General features: G+C 44.1%; 16 protein-coding genes and 1 tRNA gene. 9 read left to right on the plus strand and 8 right to left on the minus strand.

Translation table 11 applies throughout. The features are described 5' to 3' along the window. Positions 1-8: 8 nt before the first annotated feature. Positions 9-662, minus strand: a complete 654-nt coding sequence (locus E7L17_RS02170; protein ID WP_316321633.1) for a TetR/AcrR family transcriptional regulator — start codon at positions 660-662, stop codon at positions 9-11. Between the two features lie 264 nt (positions 663-926). Then, positions 927-3,542: a cation-translocating P-type ATPase gene (locus E7L17_RS02175; RefSeq protein ID WP_316321634.1), complete on the minus strand. Its 2,616-nt coding sequence runs from the start codon at positions 3,540-3,542 to the stop codon at positions 927-929. A gap of 640 nt (positions 3,543-4,182) precedes the next feature. Between E7L17_RS02175 and E7L17_RS02180 the strand changes: the two genes are divergently transcribed. From E7L17_RS02180 to E7L17_RS02190, 3 genes are read left to right on the plus strand one after another with little or no spacing between them, the layout of a single operon-like run. Continuing rightward, positions 4,183-4,485, plus strand: a complete 303-nt coding sequence (locus tag E7L17_RS02180) for a hypothetical protein (protein WP_316321635.1) — start codon at positions 4,183-4,185, stop codon at positions 4,483-4,485. Positions 4,486-4,536: 51 nt separating this feature from the next. After that, positions 4,537-4,722, plus strand: a complete 186-nt coding sequence (locus tag E7L17_RS02185; protein ID WP_316321636.1) for a ribonuclease domain-containing protein — start codon at positions 4,537-4,539, stop codon at positions 4,720-4,722. 14 nt (positions 4,723-4,736) lie between these two features. Next, positions 4,737-5,030: a barstar family protein gene (locus E7L17_RS02190; protein ID WP_316321637.1), complete on the plus strand. Its 294-nt coding sequence runs from the start codon at positions 4,737-4,739 to the stop codon at positions 5,028-5,030. A gap of 714 nt (positions 5,031-5,744) precedes the next feature. On the opposite strand, the gene E7L17_RS02195 is transcribed toward E7L17_RS02190, so the two are convergent. The 3 genes from E7L17_RS02195 to nth all read right to left on the minus strand — a co-directional run bounded on the left by E7L17_RS02195 (position 5,745) and on the right by nth (position 7,596). Then, on the minus strand, positions 5,745-6,554 hold the full coding sequence (locus E7L17_RS02195) for a zinc ribbon domain-containing protein (protein ID WP_316321638.1): 810 nt from the start codon (positions 6,552-6,554) through the stop codon (positions 5,745-5,747). Between the two features lie 218 nt (positions 6,555-6,772). Next, positions 6,773-6,848: transfer RNA gene (locus E7L17_RS02200), tRNA-Ala, on the minus strand. A 97-nt stretch (positions 6,849-6,945) separates the two neighbouring features. Then, positions 6,946-7,596 carry an endonuclease III gene (gene nth, locus E7L17_RS02205; RefSeq protein ID WP_316321639.1) on the minus strand — a complete coding sequence of 217 codons (651 nt, stop codon included), beginning with the start codon at positions 7,594-7,596 and terminating at the stop codon, positions 6,946-6,948. A gap of 145 nt (positions 7,597-7,741) precedes the next feature. Between nth and glyA the strand changes: the two genes are divergently transcribed. From glyA to E7L17_RS02230, 5 genes are all read left to right on the plus strand, one after another. Next, positions 7,742-8,995 carry a serine hydroxymethyltransferase gene (gene glyA / locus E7L17_RS02210; RefSeq protein WP_316321640.1) on the plus strand — a complete coding sequence of 418 codons (1,254 nt, stop codon included), beginning with the start codon at positions 7,742-7,744 and terminating at the stop codon, positions 8,993-8,995. Between the two features lie 152 nt (positions 8,996-9,147). Beyond that, entirely contained in the window at positions 9,148-10,416 is a 1,269-nt protein-coding gene (locus E7L17_RS02215; protein WP_316321641.1) for a replication-associated recombination protein A, read from the plus strand. An 85-nt stretch (positions 10,417-10,501) separates the two neighbouring features. Then, positions 10,502-11,161 carry a flavin reductase gene (locus E7L17_RS02220; RefSeq protein WP_316321642.1) on the plus strand — a complete coding sequence of 220 codons (660 nt, stop codon included), beginning with the start codon at positions 10,502-10,504 and terminating at the stop codon, positions 11,159-11,161. A 184-nt stretch (positions 11,162-11,345) separates the two neighbouring features. Beyond that, positions 11,346-12,698, plus strand: coding sequence for a uracil permease (gene uraA, locus E7L17_RS02225; protein ID WP_316321643.1), 1,353 nt, complete (start codon positions 11,346-11,348; stop codon positions 12,696-12,698). A 42-nt stretch (positions 12,699-12,740) separates the two neighbouring features. Beyond that, a complete protein-coding gene (locus E7L17_RS02230; RefSeq protein WP_316321644.1) occupies positions 12,741-13,229 on the plus strand; it encodes an NADAR family protein in 489 nt (162 codons plus the stop codon). Positions 13,230-13,347: 118 nt separating this feature from the next. Here the strand turns inward: E7L17_RS02230 and E7L17_RS02235 are convergent, their stop codons facing one another. Both E7L17_RS02235 and E7L17_RS02240 read right to left on the minus strand, forming a co-directional pair. Beyond that, complete coding sequence (locus E7L17_RS02235) at positions 13,348-14,280, minus strand: hypothetical protein (protein WP_316321645.1); 933 nt, start codon at positions 14,278-14,280, stop codon at positions 13,348-13,350. After that, positions 14,270-15,493 (minus strand): nucleotidyltransferase, encoded by a 1,224-nt coding sequence (locus E7L17_RS02240; protein ID WP_316321646.1) that lies wholly within the window; start codon positions 15,491-15,493, stop codon positions 14,270-14,272. The genes E7L17_RS02235 and E7L17_RS02240 overlap by 11 nt, the downstream gene beginning before the upstream one ends. A 126-nt stretch (positions 15,494-15,619) precedes the next feature. Between E7L17_RS02240 and E7L17_RS02245 the strand changes: the two genes are divergently transcribed. Continuing rightward, positions 15,620-16,828 (plus strand): acetate kinase, encoded by a 1,209-nt coding sequence (locus E7L17_RS02245; protein WP_316321647.1) that lies wholly within the window; start codon positions 15,620-15,622, stop codon positions 16,826-16,828. Between the two features lie 48 nt (positions 16,829-16,876). On the opposite strand, the gene E7L17_RS02250 is transcribed toward E7L17_RS02245, so the two are convergent. Beyond that, positions 16,877-17,083, minus strand: coding sequence for a DUF378 domain-containing protein (locus E7L17_RS02250; protein ID WP_316321648.1), 207 nt, complete (start codon positions 17,081-17,083; stop codon positions 16,877-16,879). Positions 17,084-17,219 lie beyond the last annotated feature (136 nt).

A 17,219-nucleotide genomic window follows, 5' to 3' on the forward strand; every position in this document is an offset into this window, starting at 1 on the left:
ATTCTGTTTTACTCCGTTCTTAAAATTAAGTGTAAAAATAAATGAAAGGATTCGGTTACAAAGCTCTGTGTATCAATTTGGTGATACTTTTTCAAGTAAGCGCCTTTTTTATCTGCTGTGTTATAAATTCCAATTGTGCATGCCCATAGAGATAGAGCTGTTATCTCCTTATCCAGTCCATCCTTTATGGTACCCTCCTCCGTTCCTTTTTGAAGAGCCTTGTACAAATACCCAAAAAGCTGTTCTCCTAGCTGGTAGCACTCTGCTTCGGATTGTTGTTCGCTGCCAGGTTGCTCAATGGATTCTTTTGTTTCGTATTCCATTATGGCTTTGAAATAAGCTGGTTCCTCTTGATGAAACTCGAAAAAGGTGAAAAAAATAGAGCGCAAATCGTCCAGAGCATTTTGTGGCGGATTATTAGCAAGGACTTTTTCAATCTTATCGATTAGCAGGTGATAGCCTCTTATCATAATCTCAAAGTATATTTGCTCTTTACTGTTAAAATAGACGTAGATAGTTCGTTTACTGTATTCCGCCTCTTTAGCTACCTCATCCATGGTTGCTTGTTCGTAGCCCTTTGAGAAAAAAACGCGTTCTGCTGCATCAATAATATCGTTCCGCTTGATTTCTTTTTCCTGTTCTTTACGTTTGGTATAACCCAAAATAATCACCTCTTACATAGCTGTGTTGTTAAGTAAACTGATAGTTTACTTTTATTATATACACTCTAAATGTTTTGTCAATTATTAATTTCTTATATATACATAATTTACGTTCATTGAAATGTTGGAAGAAATTGCAACGATCCCGATGAGCCATGAACAAAGTAAAAGCCAGCGTCTTTAAGACGCTGGCTTTTCTTACGGCCTTATAGGCTTGTTTTTCATGCCACTCCACTTAAGACATAATGACAACTTAAGTTATTTTTACTGCTTATTTCCTTTTCTTTTTGAGATCAATTTGTAGGATTGAATTAATAAAAGTGGTAAGAGTGATACCCCTAAGATAACTGCGTATTGCATTCCGGTAAGCGGTGTGATTTCGAATAGTCCCATAAGCGGCTGAAATGTCAATACAGCAAACAACATCAAGAAGCCAACTGCAGTAGCGAGCCAGATAAATCTGTTCGAGAAAACACCTAAGCGGAATACGGAATCTTTGCCTCTACAGTTAAATCCATGAAGAAGCCTAGAAAGGCAAAGTATGGCAAACGCCATCGTACGTGCGGTATCCGCTCCGCCGGCTGACAAGCCGACATAGTATGCGAGCATGGTTCCAATTGCAATGAGCAGACCCTCCAGCAATACCTCAAAACCAAAGTGTTTATCTAAGATGGGAGTGTTGCGGTCACGAGGGCGTTCTTTCATCACGGTTTCATTGTGTGGTTCAAGTCCAATTGCAATGGCAGGGAGACTGTCCGTTACCAAATTGATAAATAGCAAGTGTACGGGAGCAAAGGGGTTAGGAAGTGCCAGTAGGGAAGCGTAAAGCACAGAAAGAATTCCTGCGGTATTGCCGGAGAGCAAAAACTGAATGGCATTCTTAATGTTTGCATAAATGCTTCTGCCGTTAGAAATCGCTCGAACGATGGTAGAGAAGTTATCGTCGGTGAGCACCATAGCGGCTGCATCTTTTGCAACCTCCGTGCCGGTGATGCCCATGGCAATCCCAATATCTGCCTGCTTTAAGGCGGGTGCATCATTCACTCCGTCACCGGTCATGGCTACCACCTTGCCTTTTTCCTGCCAAGCCCTCACAATTCGAATTTTATGCTCGGGGGATACTCTGGCATAAACGGAGATATTTTCTACGCGCTGTTTCAAAACTTCATCCGACATATGTTCCAGTTCACAGCCTTCGATTGCCTGTGCATCGTCGGTTAATATTCCAATCTGTTTTGCAATAGCGGAAGCAGTTATCTTGTGGTCACCGGTAATCATAACAGGCTTAATACCTGCACGCAGGCAGTCTGCCACCGCCTGTGCAGATTCCGCTCTGGGTGGGTCCATCATTGCGATGAGCCCTACAAATGTTAGGCTATTTTCATCCTCCACTACAAGCTCTCGGTTAAATGAAAACTCCTTACAGGCGAAAGCAAGCACTCTCAGCCCATTTTGGGAAAACTCCCGATTCATGGCTTCAATACTTTGCTTGTGTTCCTCTGTGAGTGGCTGAACTCCGTCGGAGGTTAGCAGGTTAACAGACCTTGCAAGAAGTACATCCAAAGCGCCCTTTGTAATCATGAGCGGGTTACCGTCCCACGTGTTTAACGTACTCATTAGCTTGCGCTCCGAGTCGAAGGGCAGCTCGGCAACGCGCGGGTACCTTTTTCGTGCCAGCAGTTCATCCAGATGATATAAGTCGCCGAGATTCACAAGGGCAATTTCCGTTGGGTCGCCAATTTCTTTTTTCTCTATGGTGACTGCGTCGTTGCATAGCAGAGACATGAGTACCAGCTTTTTCTCCAAATCATGTTCCGGGTTCAGCTGATTGTGCTCTGTTACTTTGTTATCTACATACAGCTTTTGTACGGTCATTTTGTTCTGTGTTAGGGTTCCTGTCTTATCGGAACAGATTACCGAGATACTCCCGAGGCTTTCCACAGCTTGCAGCTTGCGGATAATTGCATTTGCCTTTGTCATTTTCTGTGTTCCGAGAGCAAGCACGATGGTCACAATGGAGCTAAGTGCCTCCGGGATAGCCGCTACCGCAAGAGAGACGGCAAACAGAAATGCGTTCATAAGGTCATTGCCTCGAAAGACATCCAGTGAAAACACAAAGGCAGAAAGGATAAGGATAAGCAGGGCAAGCTTCTTGCCAAAGTTGTCGAGACTCTCTTGAAGAGGCGTTTTCTTTTCTTTGGCACTTTCGAGCAAATGAGCAATCTTACCAATTTCGGTATTCATGCCAACGTTGGTGATGAGAACCACTGCCCGGCCATAGGTAACAAAGCTGCCGGAAAACACCATGTTCTTTCTATCGCCGATGGCGATTTCCTCTTTGTCAATTACATCCGTTGTTTTGATCACGCTTTCGGATTCACCAGTCAGGGAGCTTTCATTCACTTGCAGATTGTAGGATTCGAGTATCCGCCCGTCTGCGCTGATAGAATCGCCTGCATCCAAATAGCAGATGTCCCCAACGACTAGCTCACGGGATGGAATCTCCGTTTTCTTTTCGTTTCGCAACACCTTGGCGGTGGGGGAGGAAAGCGCTTTCAGGCTTTTTAAGGACTGCTCCGCCTTTCGATGCTGAACCGTACCGAGGATGGCGTTAATCATCACAACTGCCAGAATGACCAGTGTGCTTTCCAGCTTACCGAGGAATGCAGAAATGGTTGCGGCGGCAAGTAGGATTAAAACAAGAAAATCCTTGAATTGCTCAAAGAAAATTTGAAAAGCACTTTTTGTGGCGGCTTCTTCTAACTCATTAAACCCGTATTTATCACGTTGAATTTTCACTTTCGCATCGTGCAGGCCTTTTGTATCCACTTTAAGCGAATCCATGATTTGTTGTGGCATCTTTGCGTGAAAGTTGTTCATTCGTCATTCTCCTTATTTCTTTATTTTGGTGCGGAATTAATTTTCGTGATATCAGGATGATTAGAGGGAATTAGTCGTACAATTTGAGTTCACAGAAGGGGAAAGCAGTTGTTGAAAAACAGTTATTATTCGGGTGCACAAAGCGGTTTTTTCCTCCTTTTCCCTAAAAATGGGTAATAAAAAAGACCCCACGGCTAGATTAAAAAATCTAACTGTAGAGTCTCACTAAACGAAACGCTGTCAAAGCCGGGATTTCTCCGAAATGACGACTTTGAGCCCCGTATAAATACGGGAAGCTACTCCCTCTAATATTCGATTACAAGTATCATATCATTCTATTCTGGAAATTGTCAATAGCGAATTTTAAATTCAGGTTTCGTTTCTTTAAGGTTATGATTATAGTCAAGCGTACATTGGCAAAGGATTATGCAAGGAATCTGATTGAGGTATCAATTGGATTCTTTCTTTTTCTGTGCTACACTCAAAATAAATCCTATCACTTGCTCTTTCCAATACAAGTTTTACTGTTTTTGAGCTTTATAAAAAGAGGATATTTTCCTTTATTTTATGAAGAGGTGAGAACCATGTATGTAAAAAAGCGTTTGGGTATGTATTACCACAGGAACACATTTCTACTTTTTTGAAAGGGCTTCTAGACACTTACAACCCACCAACAATTCTTAGTAAAACTTGGAAGCACTGGGTTGCAAAGCTGGATTTAAAAACCTGCTTTACCTGCCGTGATATGCACGGTAAAATATATGATATGATCGACACTCCCTCAGAGGAGCTTCCTGTCCACCTGCGCTGCCGATGTACTGTTCAAGCAATGCAAGCTGTGCTAGCGGGAAACGCAACAAAAGATGGAGAAAACGGAATAGATTGGTGGATAAAATACTATGTCACTTTACCCGATCATTATAATTCAAAAGAAGAAATATGATTTTTAGGTTGGAAAAAAGGGAAAGCCCCTGCTAAATTTGCACCTGGAAAAATGATTACAGGGGGAATATATAGAAATGACGATGGTCATCTACCTCCCTCCTCTGGGCGCATTTGGTGGGAAGCAGATATTAATTATTATAGTGGAAAACGGAACATGCACCGCTTGCTCTGGTCAAACGACGGTCTACTGTTTGTAACCTATGACCATTATGAGACCTTTTTAGAAATTATTTAGAGGAGGAAGCCGCTGTGAATGAAGTGAAAACTATTGTGTTGGATTTAACAGACTGTAAATATTTAGGGGAGCTACAGGAACGGATTCGTATTGCTTTTAACTTCCCAGAGTGGTATGGAAAAAATTGGGATGCCTTTTGGGATCTTCTTTGGAGTGATTGCGAAGCAGAAATGGTTGAAATTGTGGGTGAACATACTTTATCAAAAGAGTTTCAACCGCATATCCAAAAAATGCATGAAATATTGCAAAGAAATAAAACCGAATGCCAACAGTACGGTTGGAATTTTGATTATAAAATCATCAGCTGATTGTTCCCAAGTTTACCTTACCCAAGAATTTCTTTTAAGTGGATACCTTTCGATAACTCATTTTCTTCTGTTTCGCAACACCTTGGAAATGGGGGAGGAAGGAGCCTTTAGACTTTTTAAGGCCTGCTCCGCCTTTCGATGCTGAACCGTACCGAGGTTGGTGTTGATTACCACAACGGCGAGAATGACCAGAGTGCTTTCCAGCTTACGTTGAATTTTTACTTTTGCATCGTGCAGGCCTTAGGTATCTACTTTAAGCGAATCCATGATTTGTTGGTGAAAGTTGTTCATTCGTCATTCTCCTTATTTCTTTATTTTGGTGCGGAATTAATTTTCGTGATATCAGGATGATTAGAGGGAAATAGTCGTACAAATTGAGTTCACAGAAGGGGATAGCAGTTGTTGAAAAACAGTTATTATTCGGGTGAACAAAGTGGTTTTCCCCTCCTTTTCCCTAAAAATGGGTAATAAAAAAGACCCCACGGCTAGATTAAAAAATCTAACTGTAGAGTCTCACGAAACGAAACGCTGTCAAAGCCGGGATTTCTCCGAAATGACGACTTTGAGCCCCGTATAAATACGGGAAGCTACTCCCTCTAAGATTCGATTACAAGCATCACATCATTCTATTCTGGAAATTGGCAATAGCGAATTTTACTAATTTAGATTTCATTTCATTAAGCTTATACTCTTAGCAAAGCGGACAATTGGTTTTTATTTGCTGCTCGTTGAACTAGGGGTCTTTTGTATAATTTCATTTATTTCCGTATCGCTAAAACCCTGAGACTGCAAATAACTAATTCTTTGAAGCATCAATTTTTTAAAAGAATTGTAAATGTTTAAGTCATTTTGCTTCATTTCAGATAAGTACTTTACTTCGTTTTTATCCAGATATTTCATCATATTTTCTGCCTTAAATTTTCCATTTATAAGGAACTCCTGCGCGACACCAATATACGCACCAGTTTTACTGTTTCTTATGTCCCAGATTGTCTTATTTAAAGTATTCATAAGTTCTTTGGTGTTTTTTGCTGCTTCATATGCTTCTAAAGCACTGATTTTATTCTCTGAATATGCGTTAATATAATTATCTAAGTCTTCTAATGCCTCATTAGAACCTAAAATTGTGTTCATGATAAATTCATCAAATTGAATTGCATAGGCCTTCTCTTCACTCATTTGGCTTGATGTTGCTGCTGAATTCAATGAAGTAGAACTAGGAATAGAATTAGAGCTTGCATTAGCCTGATTTGCTGGTATAGTTGAATCAGGTGTAATTATTGCAGTAATAATATTCACTAAGAGTGCAATTCCAATACAAATTAAAAATGGGGTGAAAAATAAGAAGAATAGACTGGAAGTACAACCCTTTTCTTCTTTTCCTTCATTTATAACTGGGTCTACTAGGTCGTCAGGTTTTTGTGTTTCAACTTCTTCCGGTTTCGTTATTTCGATGGGGGTACCACAATTAAAACAAAACTTACTGTCGTCTGTAATTTGATTTCCGCAATTTTTACAATACATTACATCCCTCCCAATGATAATATTACCATAATTTAGATTAATTAGGAATAAAAATATCTAATATTGTAAAATATACACGAATAAACGCTATAATTACGTAAATGAAATAAAATTTTTTTAATAATGGATTCAAAGTGTACAAGTGTAATTCTAAGTTCAAAAAACAAAGTAAAATAAAAAACCGAACCTGTTTTTAACAGGTTCGGTTTTTCTTGATTTGGTGGACCCAAGGGGGATCGAACCCCTGACCTCTGCATTGCGAACGCAGCACTCTCCCAGCTGAGCTATGGGCCCATAAATGCTATAAAACAAGATGAAATCACTGGTAATTTCAACGCTGTTAATTATAGCACGGGGGTTTTTGTTTTTCAAGTTTATTTTGCAAAATGCCTTATTTATTTTTCTTTTTTTCTTCGGCTAAACCGGTTTTGCAAAATTTGTTCATACAGCAAATTTCGCAATGTGCCGTTCGTGCCTGACACACCGCTCTGCCGTGTAAAACCAGCCGGTGGCAAAAATCATTCGATTCCTCCGGTGGCAATACTGCCCGAAGGTCTTTTTCAACCTGAAGCGGAACCTTACTTTTGGTCAGCCCAAGCCGCCCGGTGATGCGTATAAAGTGAGTGTCGGTCACTACGGCGGGCTTGTGGTAAACATCCCCCACGACCAAATTTGCGGTTTTTCTGCCTACACCCGGTAGCTTTGTTAGCTCCTCTACCGTGTCGGGGATAATGCCGTCGTAATCCTCTGCCAGCTTCTGGCACATGGCAAGAATATCGCGCGCCTTGGTTTTATACAGCCCGCAAGAGCGAATCAGCTCTTCAATCTCCTTCACGCGAGCCTGCGTAAAGGCTTCTAATGAGGGGAAGCGCGCAAACAATGCAGGGGTAACGAGGTTCACTCGTGCATCGGTGCATTGCGCGGAAAGCCGGGTTGCAATCAGTAGCTGGAGAGGGTCACGGTATTCCAGCGAACAGATGGCATCCGGGTATTCCTTTTTCATCGCTTCCACGGCACAAACGGCTAATTGCTTCTTTGTCATTTTCGGCGTATCCTTTCACGGCGGTTTTCTACATTTTAATACAAAACTGGAGAAAAGGAAAGGTCATTTTCTGGGAATGACCGGATTGCCTTTTACAAAAATCGCGTGTATAATATCCTTAAGAAAACAGGAGAGAAGGTTGCCAATGTTCAGTGAAATGATGGATACCATCGGATTTGTTTCCCGCTTTGACCATGAGGTTGGAGCAGCTATGGAGCAGGAGCTGGGCCGCCAGCAAAGAAATCTGGAATTAATTGCTTCTGAAAACATGGTTTCTCCCGCGGTTTTAGCCGCAATGGGGAGCATCCTGACCAATAAGTATGCGGAGGGTTACCCGGGCAAACGCTACTATGGCGGATGCCAGTATGTAGACGTAGTGGAAGACATTGCGCGTGACCGTGCATGCCGTATCTTTGGTGCAGAGCATGCCAATGTGCAGCCCCACTCCGGTGCACAGGCAAACCTTGCCGTGTACTTTTCATTGCTGCAGCCCGGCGATACCGTAATGGGTATGAACTTGGCTGAGGGCGGGCATTTAACTCATGGCTCGCCTGTGAATATGTCTGGCAGTTACTACAAATTTGTAGCTTATGGCGTAGACGCCGTAACGCACCAAATTGATTACGATAAGCTGTACGAGCAGGCAATGCAGGTTAAACCGAAGATGATTGTTGCGGGTGCATCGGCATACCCCCGTGCACTCGATTTTAAGCGTTTTCGTGAAATCTGCGACGCATGCGGTGCTTACCTAATGGTAGACATGGCGCACATTGCCGGTTTGGTTGCGGCAGGGCTGCACGCTAGTCCGGTAGAGTGGGCAGATGTGGTTACCACCACAACCCATAAAACCTTGCGCGGCCCTCGAGGTGGCATGATTTTATGCAAAGAGCAGTATGCCAAAGCGATTGATAAAGCGATTTTCCCCGGCACGCAGGGCGGCCCGTTAATGCACATTATTGCTGCAAAGGCAGTGTGCTTCGGCGAAGCACTCCAGCCGGAATTCAAAGTCTACCAGCAGCAGATTATCGACAATGCGCAGGCTTTGGCAAATGGCCTTATGAAGCGCGGAATCAAGCTGGTCTCCGGCGGAACGGACAACCACTTGATGCTCGTTGACCTCACCGGCGAAGAGCTTACCGGTAAAGAGCTGGAGCACCGTTTGGACGAAGTGTATATTACCGCCAATAAAAATACGGTTCCCAACGAGCAGAGAAGCCCCTTTGTTACCAGCGGCCTGCGCTTGGGTACTCCCGCAGTTACCACTCGTGGCCTCAACACACAGGACATGGACTTGGTTGCGGAGTGCATTGCAATGACGGCACAAAGTTTCGAGGGCAACGAAGATGCCATCCGCGCGAAAGTGGATAGCATTTGCAGTCGTTATCCGCTTTACCACTAATTTTAGAAAGCTTTTGCTTTCTGTATAGGAAAGTACAATGTTTTCTTTTGCTTTGGTGCAGGGAAAGAACGAAATTCGATTTATACTAGACTTGCTATCATTTGTGTGCGGCGCAGCTTCAGCTGCGCCGCTTTTTGAAAGGATGGATTCCATTGTCAGTGCCTTTGGCGGAACGCCTGCGCCCGCAGACGCTTGATGAAGTAGTGGGGCAGCGCCATCTGCTTACCCCGGAGAAAGCGCTGCGCCGCATTATTGATTCCGGCGAAATACCGAATATGATTTTCTATGGGCCTTCCGGTGTGGGGAAAACCACCGTTGCCTCCATTATTGCCCGTAAAACACAGCGCAAGCTGGTAAAAATGAACGGTACTACCGCTTCTACGGCAGATATTCGTGCGGTAGTGGAATCACTCGGTACACTGGAAACGCTCAATGGAGTTTTATTGTATCTGGATGAAATTCAGTATTTTAATAAAAAGCAGCAGCAAACCCTACTAGAATTCATAGAGAACGGGCAGATTACGCTGATTGCCTCCACTACGGAGAACCCGTACTTTTATGTTTATAATGCGATTTTAAGCCGCTGTACTGTTTTTGAGTTTAAAGCAGTGGACACTGACGAAATTTTAAGTGCGGTAGAGCGTGCCTTTCAGCTTCTCGAGCAGGAGCGAGGGGAGACGATTACACGGGCAGACGGGGTGGATTTACACATAGCGCAGTCGTGTGGTGGAGATGTTCGCAAGGCGATGAATGCCGTAGAGCTTTGCACGCTTTCTGCCAGACGTGAGGAAAAGGGTCTTTATATCGAGCGGGAATCTGCACAAGAATTAACGCAGAAAAGCGCTGTGCGCTATGATAAGGATGGCGACGAGCACTACGATTTGCTCTCTGCTTACCAAAAGTCGATGCGCGGCTCTGACCCCAACGCCGCGGTGCATTACCTCGCAAGGCTGCTCGAAGCCGGGGATTTGCCATCGGTATGCCGCAGGCTGCTTGTTTGCGCGAATGAAGATGTTGGCCTTGCGTGGCCGCAGATTATTCCCATTGTAAAAGCTGCGGTAGATACCGCTCTTCAGGTCGGTTTGCCAGAAGCCCGAATTCCGCTCGCGAATGCAGTAATTTTGGTATGTATGGCGCCCAAATCGAATTCGGCTTATTTAGCGGTAGACGCAGCGCTTGCTGATATTCGTGCAGGGAAAGCTGGACCAATTCCGCGCAATCTGCAAAATAAGCATTTTGATGGGGAAGACCAAGAACGAAAAGGGCAGTTTTATCTTTACCCCCATAATTACCCCGGCCACTGGGTAGAGCAGCAGTATTTGCCGGATGTACTGAGTGGAACAGAGTATTATACGGCCGGGCTGAATAAGAACGAACAGGCATTTCTTCAGTACTGGAGAAAAATCATGGATGAAAAATAAAAAAAGACCCTTGTATCTTTGTCCGCACAGTGCTATTATATATATAATTTTGGACTCATGTAGAATCCGTGGGGAGGGATATTGATTGGATAGTAATGTGTTAGCAAGCTTATCTTATGGAATGTATGCTGTTGGTGTAAAGGGTGAACACGATCCTTCCGCTTGTATTGTAAATACGGTGATTCAGGTAACAAATTCAAATCCTCCCGTAATTGCTGTTAGTATGCATCACAATAATTACAGTCATGAATGCATCCGGGAGACCGGAATTTTTTCTGTTTCTGTTTTGTCGGAAGAAACACCGGGTACCGTAATTGGTGCGCTGGGGTTTAACTCTGGCAGAAGTGCCAACAAATTAAAGAACATTCGGCACCGCGTTTTGGTGGAAGGTGTTCCCGTTATTAAAGAAAACGCCTGCTGTTGGTTTTTGTGTAAGGTGATTAATCGGGTAGAAACCGCCACTCATACTGTATTTTTGGCAGAAGTTGTTGCCGGTAGTGAAAAAGTGGTTGGTACACCAATGACCTATAATTATTACCACCAAGTACTCAAAGGTTCCGCTCCCGAATATGCGCCAACGTATCGCCCCGTAGCCGTAAATAATACAGGTTCAGACGGTGGCAAGTTCATTTGTAAGGTTTGCGGTTATATTTATAATGACCCCGATGTTCCGTTTGAAGAATTGCCGGAAGATTGGCTTTGCCCCATTTGTGCGGCACCCAAATCTGCATTCATACGAAAATAGAAGACCAAAGAGCTCAATCCGATATGCTTTGCATACCGGGTGGGCTTTTCTTTTGGTCTGTTTACAACATTCACCGCTGTAACGGCTCGTAGTTAGGCTTTTGACTTCACTTTTTCAAAGGCCTATTTTTTTAGAGCCGTTTTCAGATAGAGATTTCAGATGAAAGAAAAGGATGATTCAATCTATGTCAAAACACATCATTCAAACCCATGAAAAACCACCGCTAAAACAGGCGATTCCGCTGAGCATTCAACATATGTTTGCCATGTTCGGTGCTTCTGTTTTGGTTCCGACTTTATTTGGAATCAACCCTGCGGTTGTGCTGTTAATGAACGGCGTAGGCACACTGTTTTTCTTTTGGATAACACAGGGCAAATGCCCAGCGTACTTAGGCTCTAGCTTTGCGTTCATTGGCCCGGCGCTTATTGTAATTAACCGGTATAAGGATGCACCCGGCGGCGGCTTTTCTTACGCACAGGGCGGCTTTGTAGCGGTTGGTCTGCTCGTTGTGGTTTTGGCACTGATCATCAAGCGCTTTGGCACCGATTGGATTGACAAGCTTCTGCCGCCTGCTGCAATGGGACCGGTAGTTGCTCTTATCGGTCTTGAGCTTTCGGGAACAGCGGCCTCTACCGCTAAAATATTGCCCCAAACCAGCTATGTAGCGGTAAAAGGTGCAGAGGGATTGTTCCAGCAGGTTGTATCAACGGTAGAACCCAAAAATGTGGCGGTGTTCTTGGTTACACTGGGCATTGCGGTATTTGGCTCTATTTTGTTCCGTAATTTTCTTTCGGTTATTCCGATTCTGATTGCAATTATTGGTGGTTACGTTACGGCTGCGATTCTCGGTGTGGTAGATTTCACACCGGTAGAAGAAGCAAGTCTATTTTCACTACCGCATTTTCAGTTGGCACAGTTCCGGCTGGATGCAATCATTACCATGCTTCCGGTTGCCTTGGTTTTAATTTCGGAGCATATTGGTCACCAGATTGTTACCGGCAAGGTAATTGAGAAAGATTTAATCAAGGATCCCGGCTTGCACCGCTCTTTAATGGGTGATGGCTTCTCCACTATGGCATCTGGTATGGTAGGTGCCGTTCCCACTACTACTTACGGGGAGAACATTGGCGTAATGGCGATGACCCGTGTGTATAGTGTGTGGGTTATTGGCGGTGCGGCAGTTCTTTCTATCATTAGCTCTTTCATTGGTAAATTTTCTGAACTCATTGCAACGATACCCGGCCCGGTAATCGGGGGCATTTCGTTCCTGCTTTATGGCATGATTGGCGCTTCCGGCTTGCGTATTCTGGTAGATTCCCGTGTGGATTTTGCAAAGAACCGCAATATCATCATGACTTCTGTCATTTTCGTTACCGGTCTTTCGGGAGTATCGCTTCATTTGGGAAGCGTTGAGCTGAAGGGAATGGTACTTGCTTGTGTCGTTGGCATGGCTTTGGGTTTGATTTTCTATGTACTTGATTGTCTCAACCTTACGAACGACAGAGATGACGATGCGGTACAGGTTACGGCGGAATAAAACCTTGTTCGATTCAGAGATGAATAATGGGAGATAAGAAAAGTGAAAAAAGTAATATGCTTCCATAATCCCGATGAAGCAAACGGATATTTGAGTAATTGGTTTTTGTCTGATTTTGAAAAGGACGGCGTACATTTTTCTTCGATGGAGCAGTATATGATGTACCAAAAAGCCGTTCTTTTTAAAGATAGTGAAATTGCATTGCAAATAATGAGCACCACAGATGTTGGGAAGATTAAGGCATTCGGGCGCTCGGTTCGAAATTATGAGGAAACCGTTTGGAATGGAGTTCGGCAAATTATTATATATGAGGGATTAATTGAAAAATTTGCCCAGAACAATGAACTTCGAAAGCTTCTGCTTGCAACCCAGCAACATATTTTAGCAGAATGTGCGGTGCAGGATAGAATATGGGGAATTGGCCTATCCATGAAAGATGAAAATCGCTTTGATATGAGCAAATGGAATGGACAAAATCTGTTGGGCTTCTCTTTAATGAAGGTTCGGGAACAAATGCAAGCTCGGCAATGAAGCTTCCATTGCTACCCAGCATATTTTTAATCCTTTCAATAGAATAGCATAAAGCAAAAGCCCCCATTCTCTTCGGCAGGAGCCAAAAGGAATGGGGGACATTTTTATTTGTAGTTATTTAGCCTAGTTCCGCAACAAATTCATCCAGTGAAGCTTCATCGTCCATCTTCGGTGATTGGTCAATGCGTTGTAAGGTGAGGTTTTCAACATGCCGTACCGTATTGCCCGGTTCAATGTGGCAGAGCGGGCTTAGGGATTCCATCTCTAAGAAATCACCGTTCGTGTACGTTTCATAGGAAGCGCCAAAGTCTGGGTACACCGCATGATTGTTGTGAACAAAGCGCTTTATCATCACTACATTTTTTCTTACATAGGCGGCCCAGCCAGCACGGTTGTTCATTCCTACCTTAAAAGCGGTGGAGGCGGTTGGGTCTTGCCGAAGAGTGATGAAACGGTTGCCCCAGAAGATTCGGGGATCACGCAGGTCGGCGTACGGCCATAGAATCACCGAACGGTCGGGCTGAAGTGGATCTTCCCCTTGATTCTGCGGAATTATTTCAAACCCGCCCGGTGCCATCATCGTAACAGACCATAGAGCAAGGGTTTTGGGGTCTTTTGAACAATTTTTCGCGCTGTGAACCACCATAATATCTGAGGTGTTTTCGTTCATCATTACTTCAAAGCCGAGCTGCATTTCGTTATGCTTTTGCCTTGCAGGAGTAAAGCTTACCCCTTCGGTAAGAATGCCATACACAACTGGCTCATTGTCTGGGTAGTAGGTGTCTGGTGTGCTTTCTGGGCTAAGCCAAAGCCGGTGTCCGCCATAATTATAGAAGACAGCGCCCTCTCCGTAAAGTTGGTCAAATTCCTCACCGAATGCACGGTATTTTCTCTCTTGGTCGGTATACAGCATGTTCTCGCCATTGACTAAACCAAAGTGGATGATTCGGGGGCCAATATCAATTGTGACCATTACTTCGATAATGCCGTTGCTCATATGTACGCACCGGCCATAGTTCAGGTACTCTGTTTCTTTGATTTCAATTGCCAAAAAAATCCTTCCTTTCCCAATAGGAGCAGGTCATTTCCAGTCCGCAGGGGCCTTTCTCTGGTGTACACAGAGAGTAAAGGTCCGTTGTTCTGCATTCGGTTTCAAACATTGCTTTTGCATCGTTGCTAAGCGGTGCAAAATCGGCGGCATTTGTAACAATCGGCAGGGTTGCGGTACGCCGTATGTCCCGCAGCATATTTCTGCCTGTCTCATTAAACGCCAGTATTCGAATGTATGCAGGGGTTTCTGGAAGCTCCTGCTGATTTAGACCCAAAAAAGCGGATAATAGGATTCTACGGATACGAGCATGAGAATAACGCTTTGATTTTATAGAAATAAGAAGCTGTTCAAGAGAGGCACAAGCACGAATGCTGCTGTAAATTCGGTTCTCCAAGCCCTCGCTGATGTCCGGCAATTGGGAAAGCTCCTCTCGGCTCATGGTGCGAAGCTTTGAGAGGATTGCGTTTTCCAACGGCGCAAGAGATGCGGGTGCACGCCCAGCCAAAAGTTCCCTTTCAAAAATGGGGTAAACTGTTTTGGGAACAAAGGCCGAAAAAGATTCTTTTTGCTGAATGTGTTTTCGAATAAGCGATGCGGAGGCAATTCTCGTTTCGCCAGTGAGAAGCGGTGCGTCGTGAGCGGAACCAATGCGCTGAATGGTTTTTGGTTGCATGGTAGATTGCGTGCTAAGCAGTGCCTTGCAGTATTCAATGCCAAGAATGTTGTTCGGTTCGCTTAAGAGCGCGGCAGAATCACCAAGAAGCTCCTGTGCCGCTGCTTGCCTTGCCGCAGCAAAGGGCAAACCCAAAGAAAGGTGGCTCTTGACAGCCGATTCAAATGCCGGGCTTTGCAGAGCTTTAGCAATGGAATATAGTGCGGGAACATTCCCGCTTTCGCTGCCGAAAGCAAGTTGATCTACACAGCCAAGCGCATTGAGTATAGAAACGGCGCCAAAAGCAAAGCGCTCTGCACCGGCAACCGAAAAACTAACGGGAAGCTCCAGCACTAAATCGGCACCGCAAGAAAGCGCTGCAAGCGCACGCGGCCATTTATAAAAAGCAGCTGGTTCGCCTCTTTGCACATAATTACCACTCATCACAACGGCAAGCCCGCCGGGTGAGAATTGTTTAATTTTTTGTATTAGGTATTCATGCCCAAGGTGTAACGGGTTGAATTCGGCAACAATACCCGTTATCAAGGGTTTCTCTATCATTGGGTAAAAAACTCCTTGAAATAATTGTGAAAATGTACTATGATAGTGTACGGTTCTATAGTACAGTATTGTAATAACACTTTCAAGCTGTTTTTGCAATATTTAGAAAGTTTAGGAGGGAATCCGATGAAGATTCTGGTCATTAATGCAGGGAGTTCATCTCTGAAATATCAGTTGATTGATATGACCAAAGAGGAAGTACTCGCGAAAGGAAACTGCGAGAGAATTGGGCTTGGTGACGGTATTTTCGGCCACAAAACGGCAGATGGTCGAGAGAAGAAGTTAACCGTGGACATGCCTGATCACATTGCAGCTTTCATGCAGGTTAAAAATGCTTTGGTAGACGCAGAGGTTGGCGTAATTAAAGATTTGTCTGAAGTTTCTGCAGTTGGTCACCGTGTAGTGCAGGGCGGCATGAAGTTCATGAACTCCGTTCTGATTAACCAAGAGGTTATTGACACCATTGAGGAGCTTATTCCGCTGGCTCCCTTACACAACAGTGTTAACCTGCAGGGCATTCGTGCCTGCCAGGAGGTATTTGGTGATAAGGTGCCGCAGGTTGCTGTATTTGATACTGCGTTCCATTCCACCATGCCGGCTGAGGCTTATATTTACCCCATTCCTTACGAGTATTTTGAGAAATACCAAATTCGCCGCTATGGCTTCCATGGTACCTCTCACCGTTTTGTCAGCGAGCGCTGCGCAGAGCTGGTAGGTAAGCCGATGTCTGAGCTGAAAATTATTACTTGCCACCTTGGCAATGGCTCTTCCATCGCTGCTGTGGACCACGGCAAAGTAATTGATACCAGCATGGGCCTCACTCCCTTGGATGGCTTTATGATGGGTACTCGCTGCGGCTCTTTGGATCCCTCCGTTGTTACCTTTATTGAAGAGAAAGAAAACCTCACTGCAGAGCAGATGAGTGACATCCTGAATAAGAAATCCGGTCTTTTAGGTATTTCCGGTATTTCCAGTGATGACCGTGATGTAACAAAGGCAGTTGAAGAAGGCCAGCCGAGAGCAATTCTTGCTCATAAAATTCTGGTGTACCAGATTAAGAAATTCGTTGGCAGCTACGCTGCTGCAATGAATGGCTGCGATGCAATTGTGTTTACAGCCGGTCTGGGTGAGAACCAGGTTGACCACCGCCAGAACGTGTGCGATGGCCTGACCTACCTTGGTGTAGAAGTGTCGAGAGAGCTCAATGAGCAGATGATCCGCGGCAAGGGCGGTAAAATCTCAACTCCCAATTCAAAGGTGCAGGTATTCGTTATCCCCACCAATGAAGAGCTTGTTATCGCACGCGATACCAAAGAGATTGTAAATAAGCTGTAATGAAATATAAAAAAAGCGGCGGAGAATTTTTTCTCTGCCGCTTTTTTGCTATTTTCTATCTGTAATCTCGTTGTCACGGAACAGCAGAGAAATGCACCATACTCCGGCTAGGCCAACAAGGGTATATATAATTCGACTTATGACTGCGGTTTGCCCTTGAAATAACCAAGCGACAATATCGAATTGAAAAATACCAATGGACCCCCAGTTAATTCCTCCAATAATCAGAAGAATCAGAGCAATCATGTCAATCATGTTCTTACCACCTTTCTTATGATTAATAAATTATAGATTTTAGTGTAAGCTGAAATAACAAAAATATGCAAATTGTTCAGCATCGCACTGATTCAGTACAAAATAAATTCAAAAATTGATCAATTTTTTAAATTTA

Origin of the sequence: Clostridium sp. (assembly GCF_032576335.1) — a bacterium.
GTDB lineage: Bacteria > Bacillota > Clostridia > Oscillospirales > Acutalibacteraceae > Faecalispora.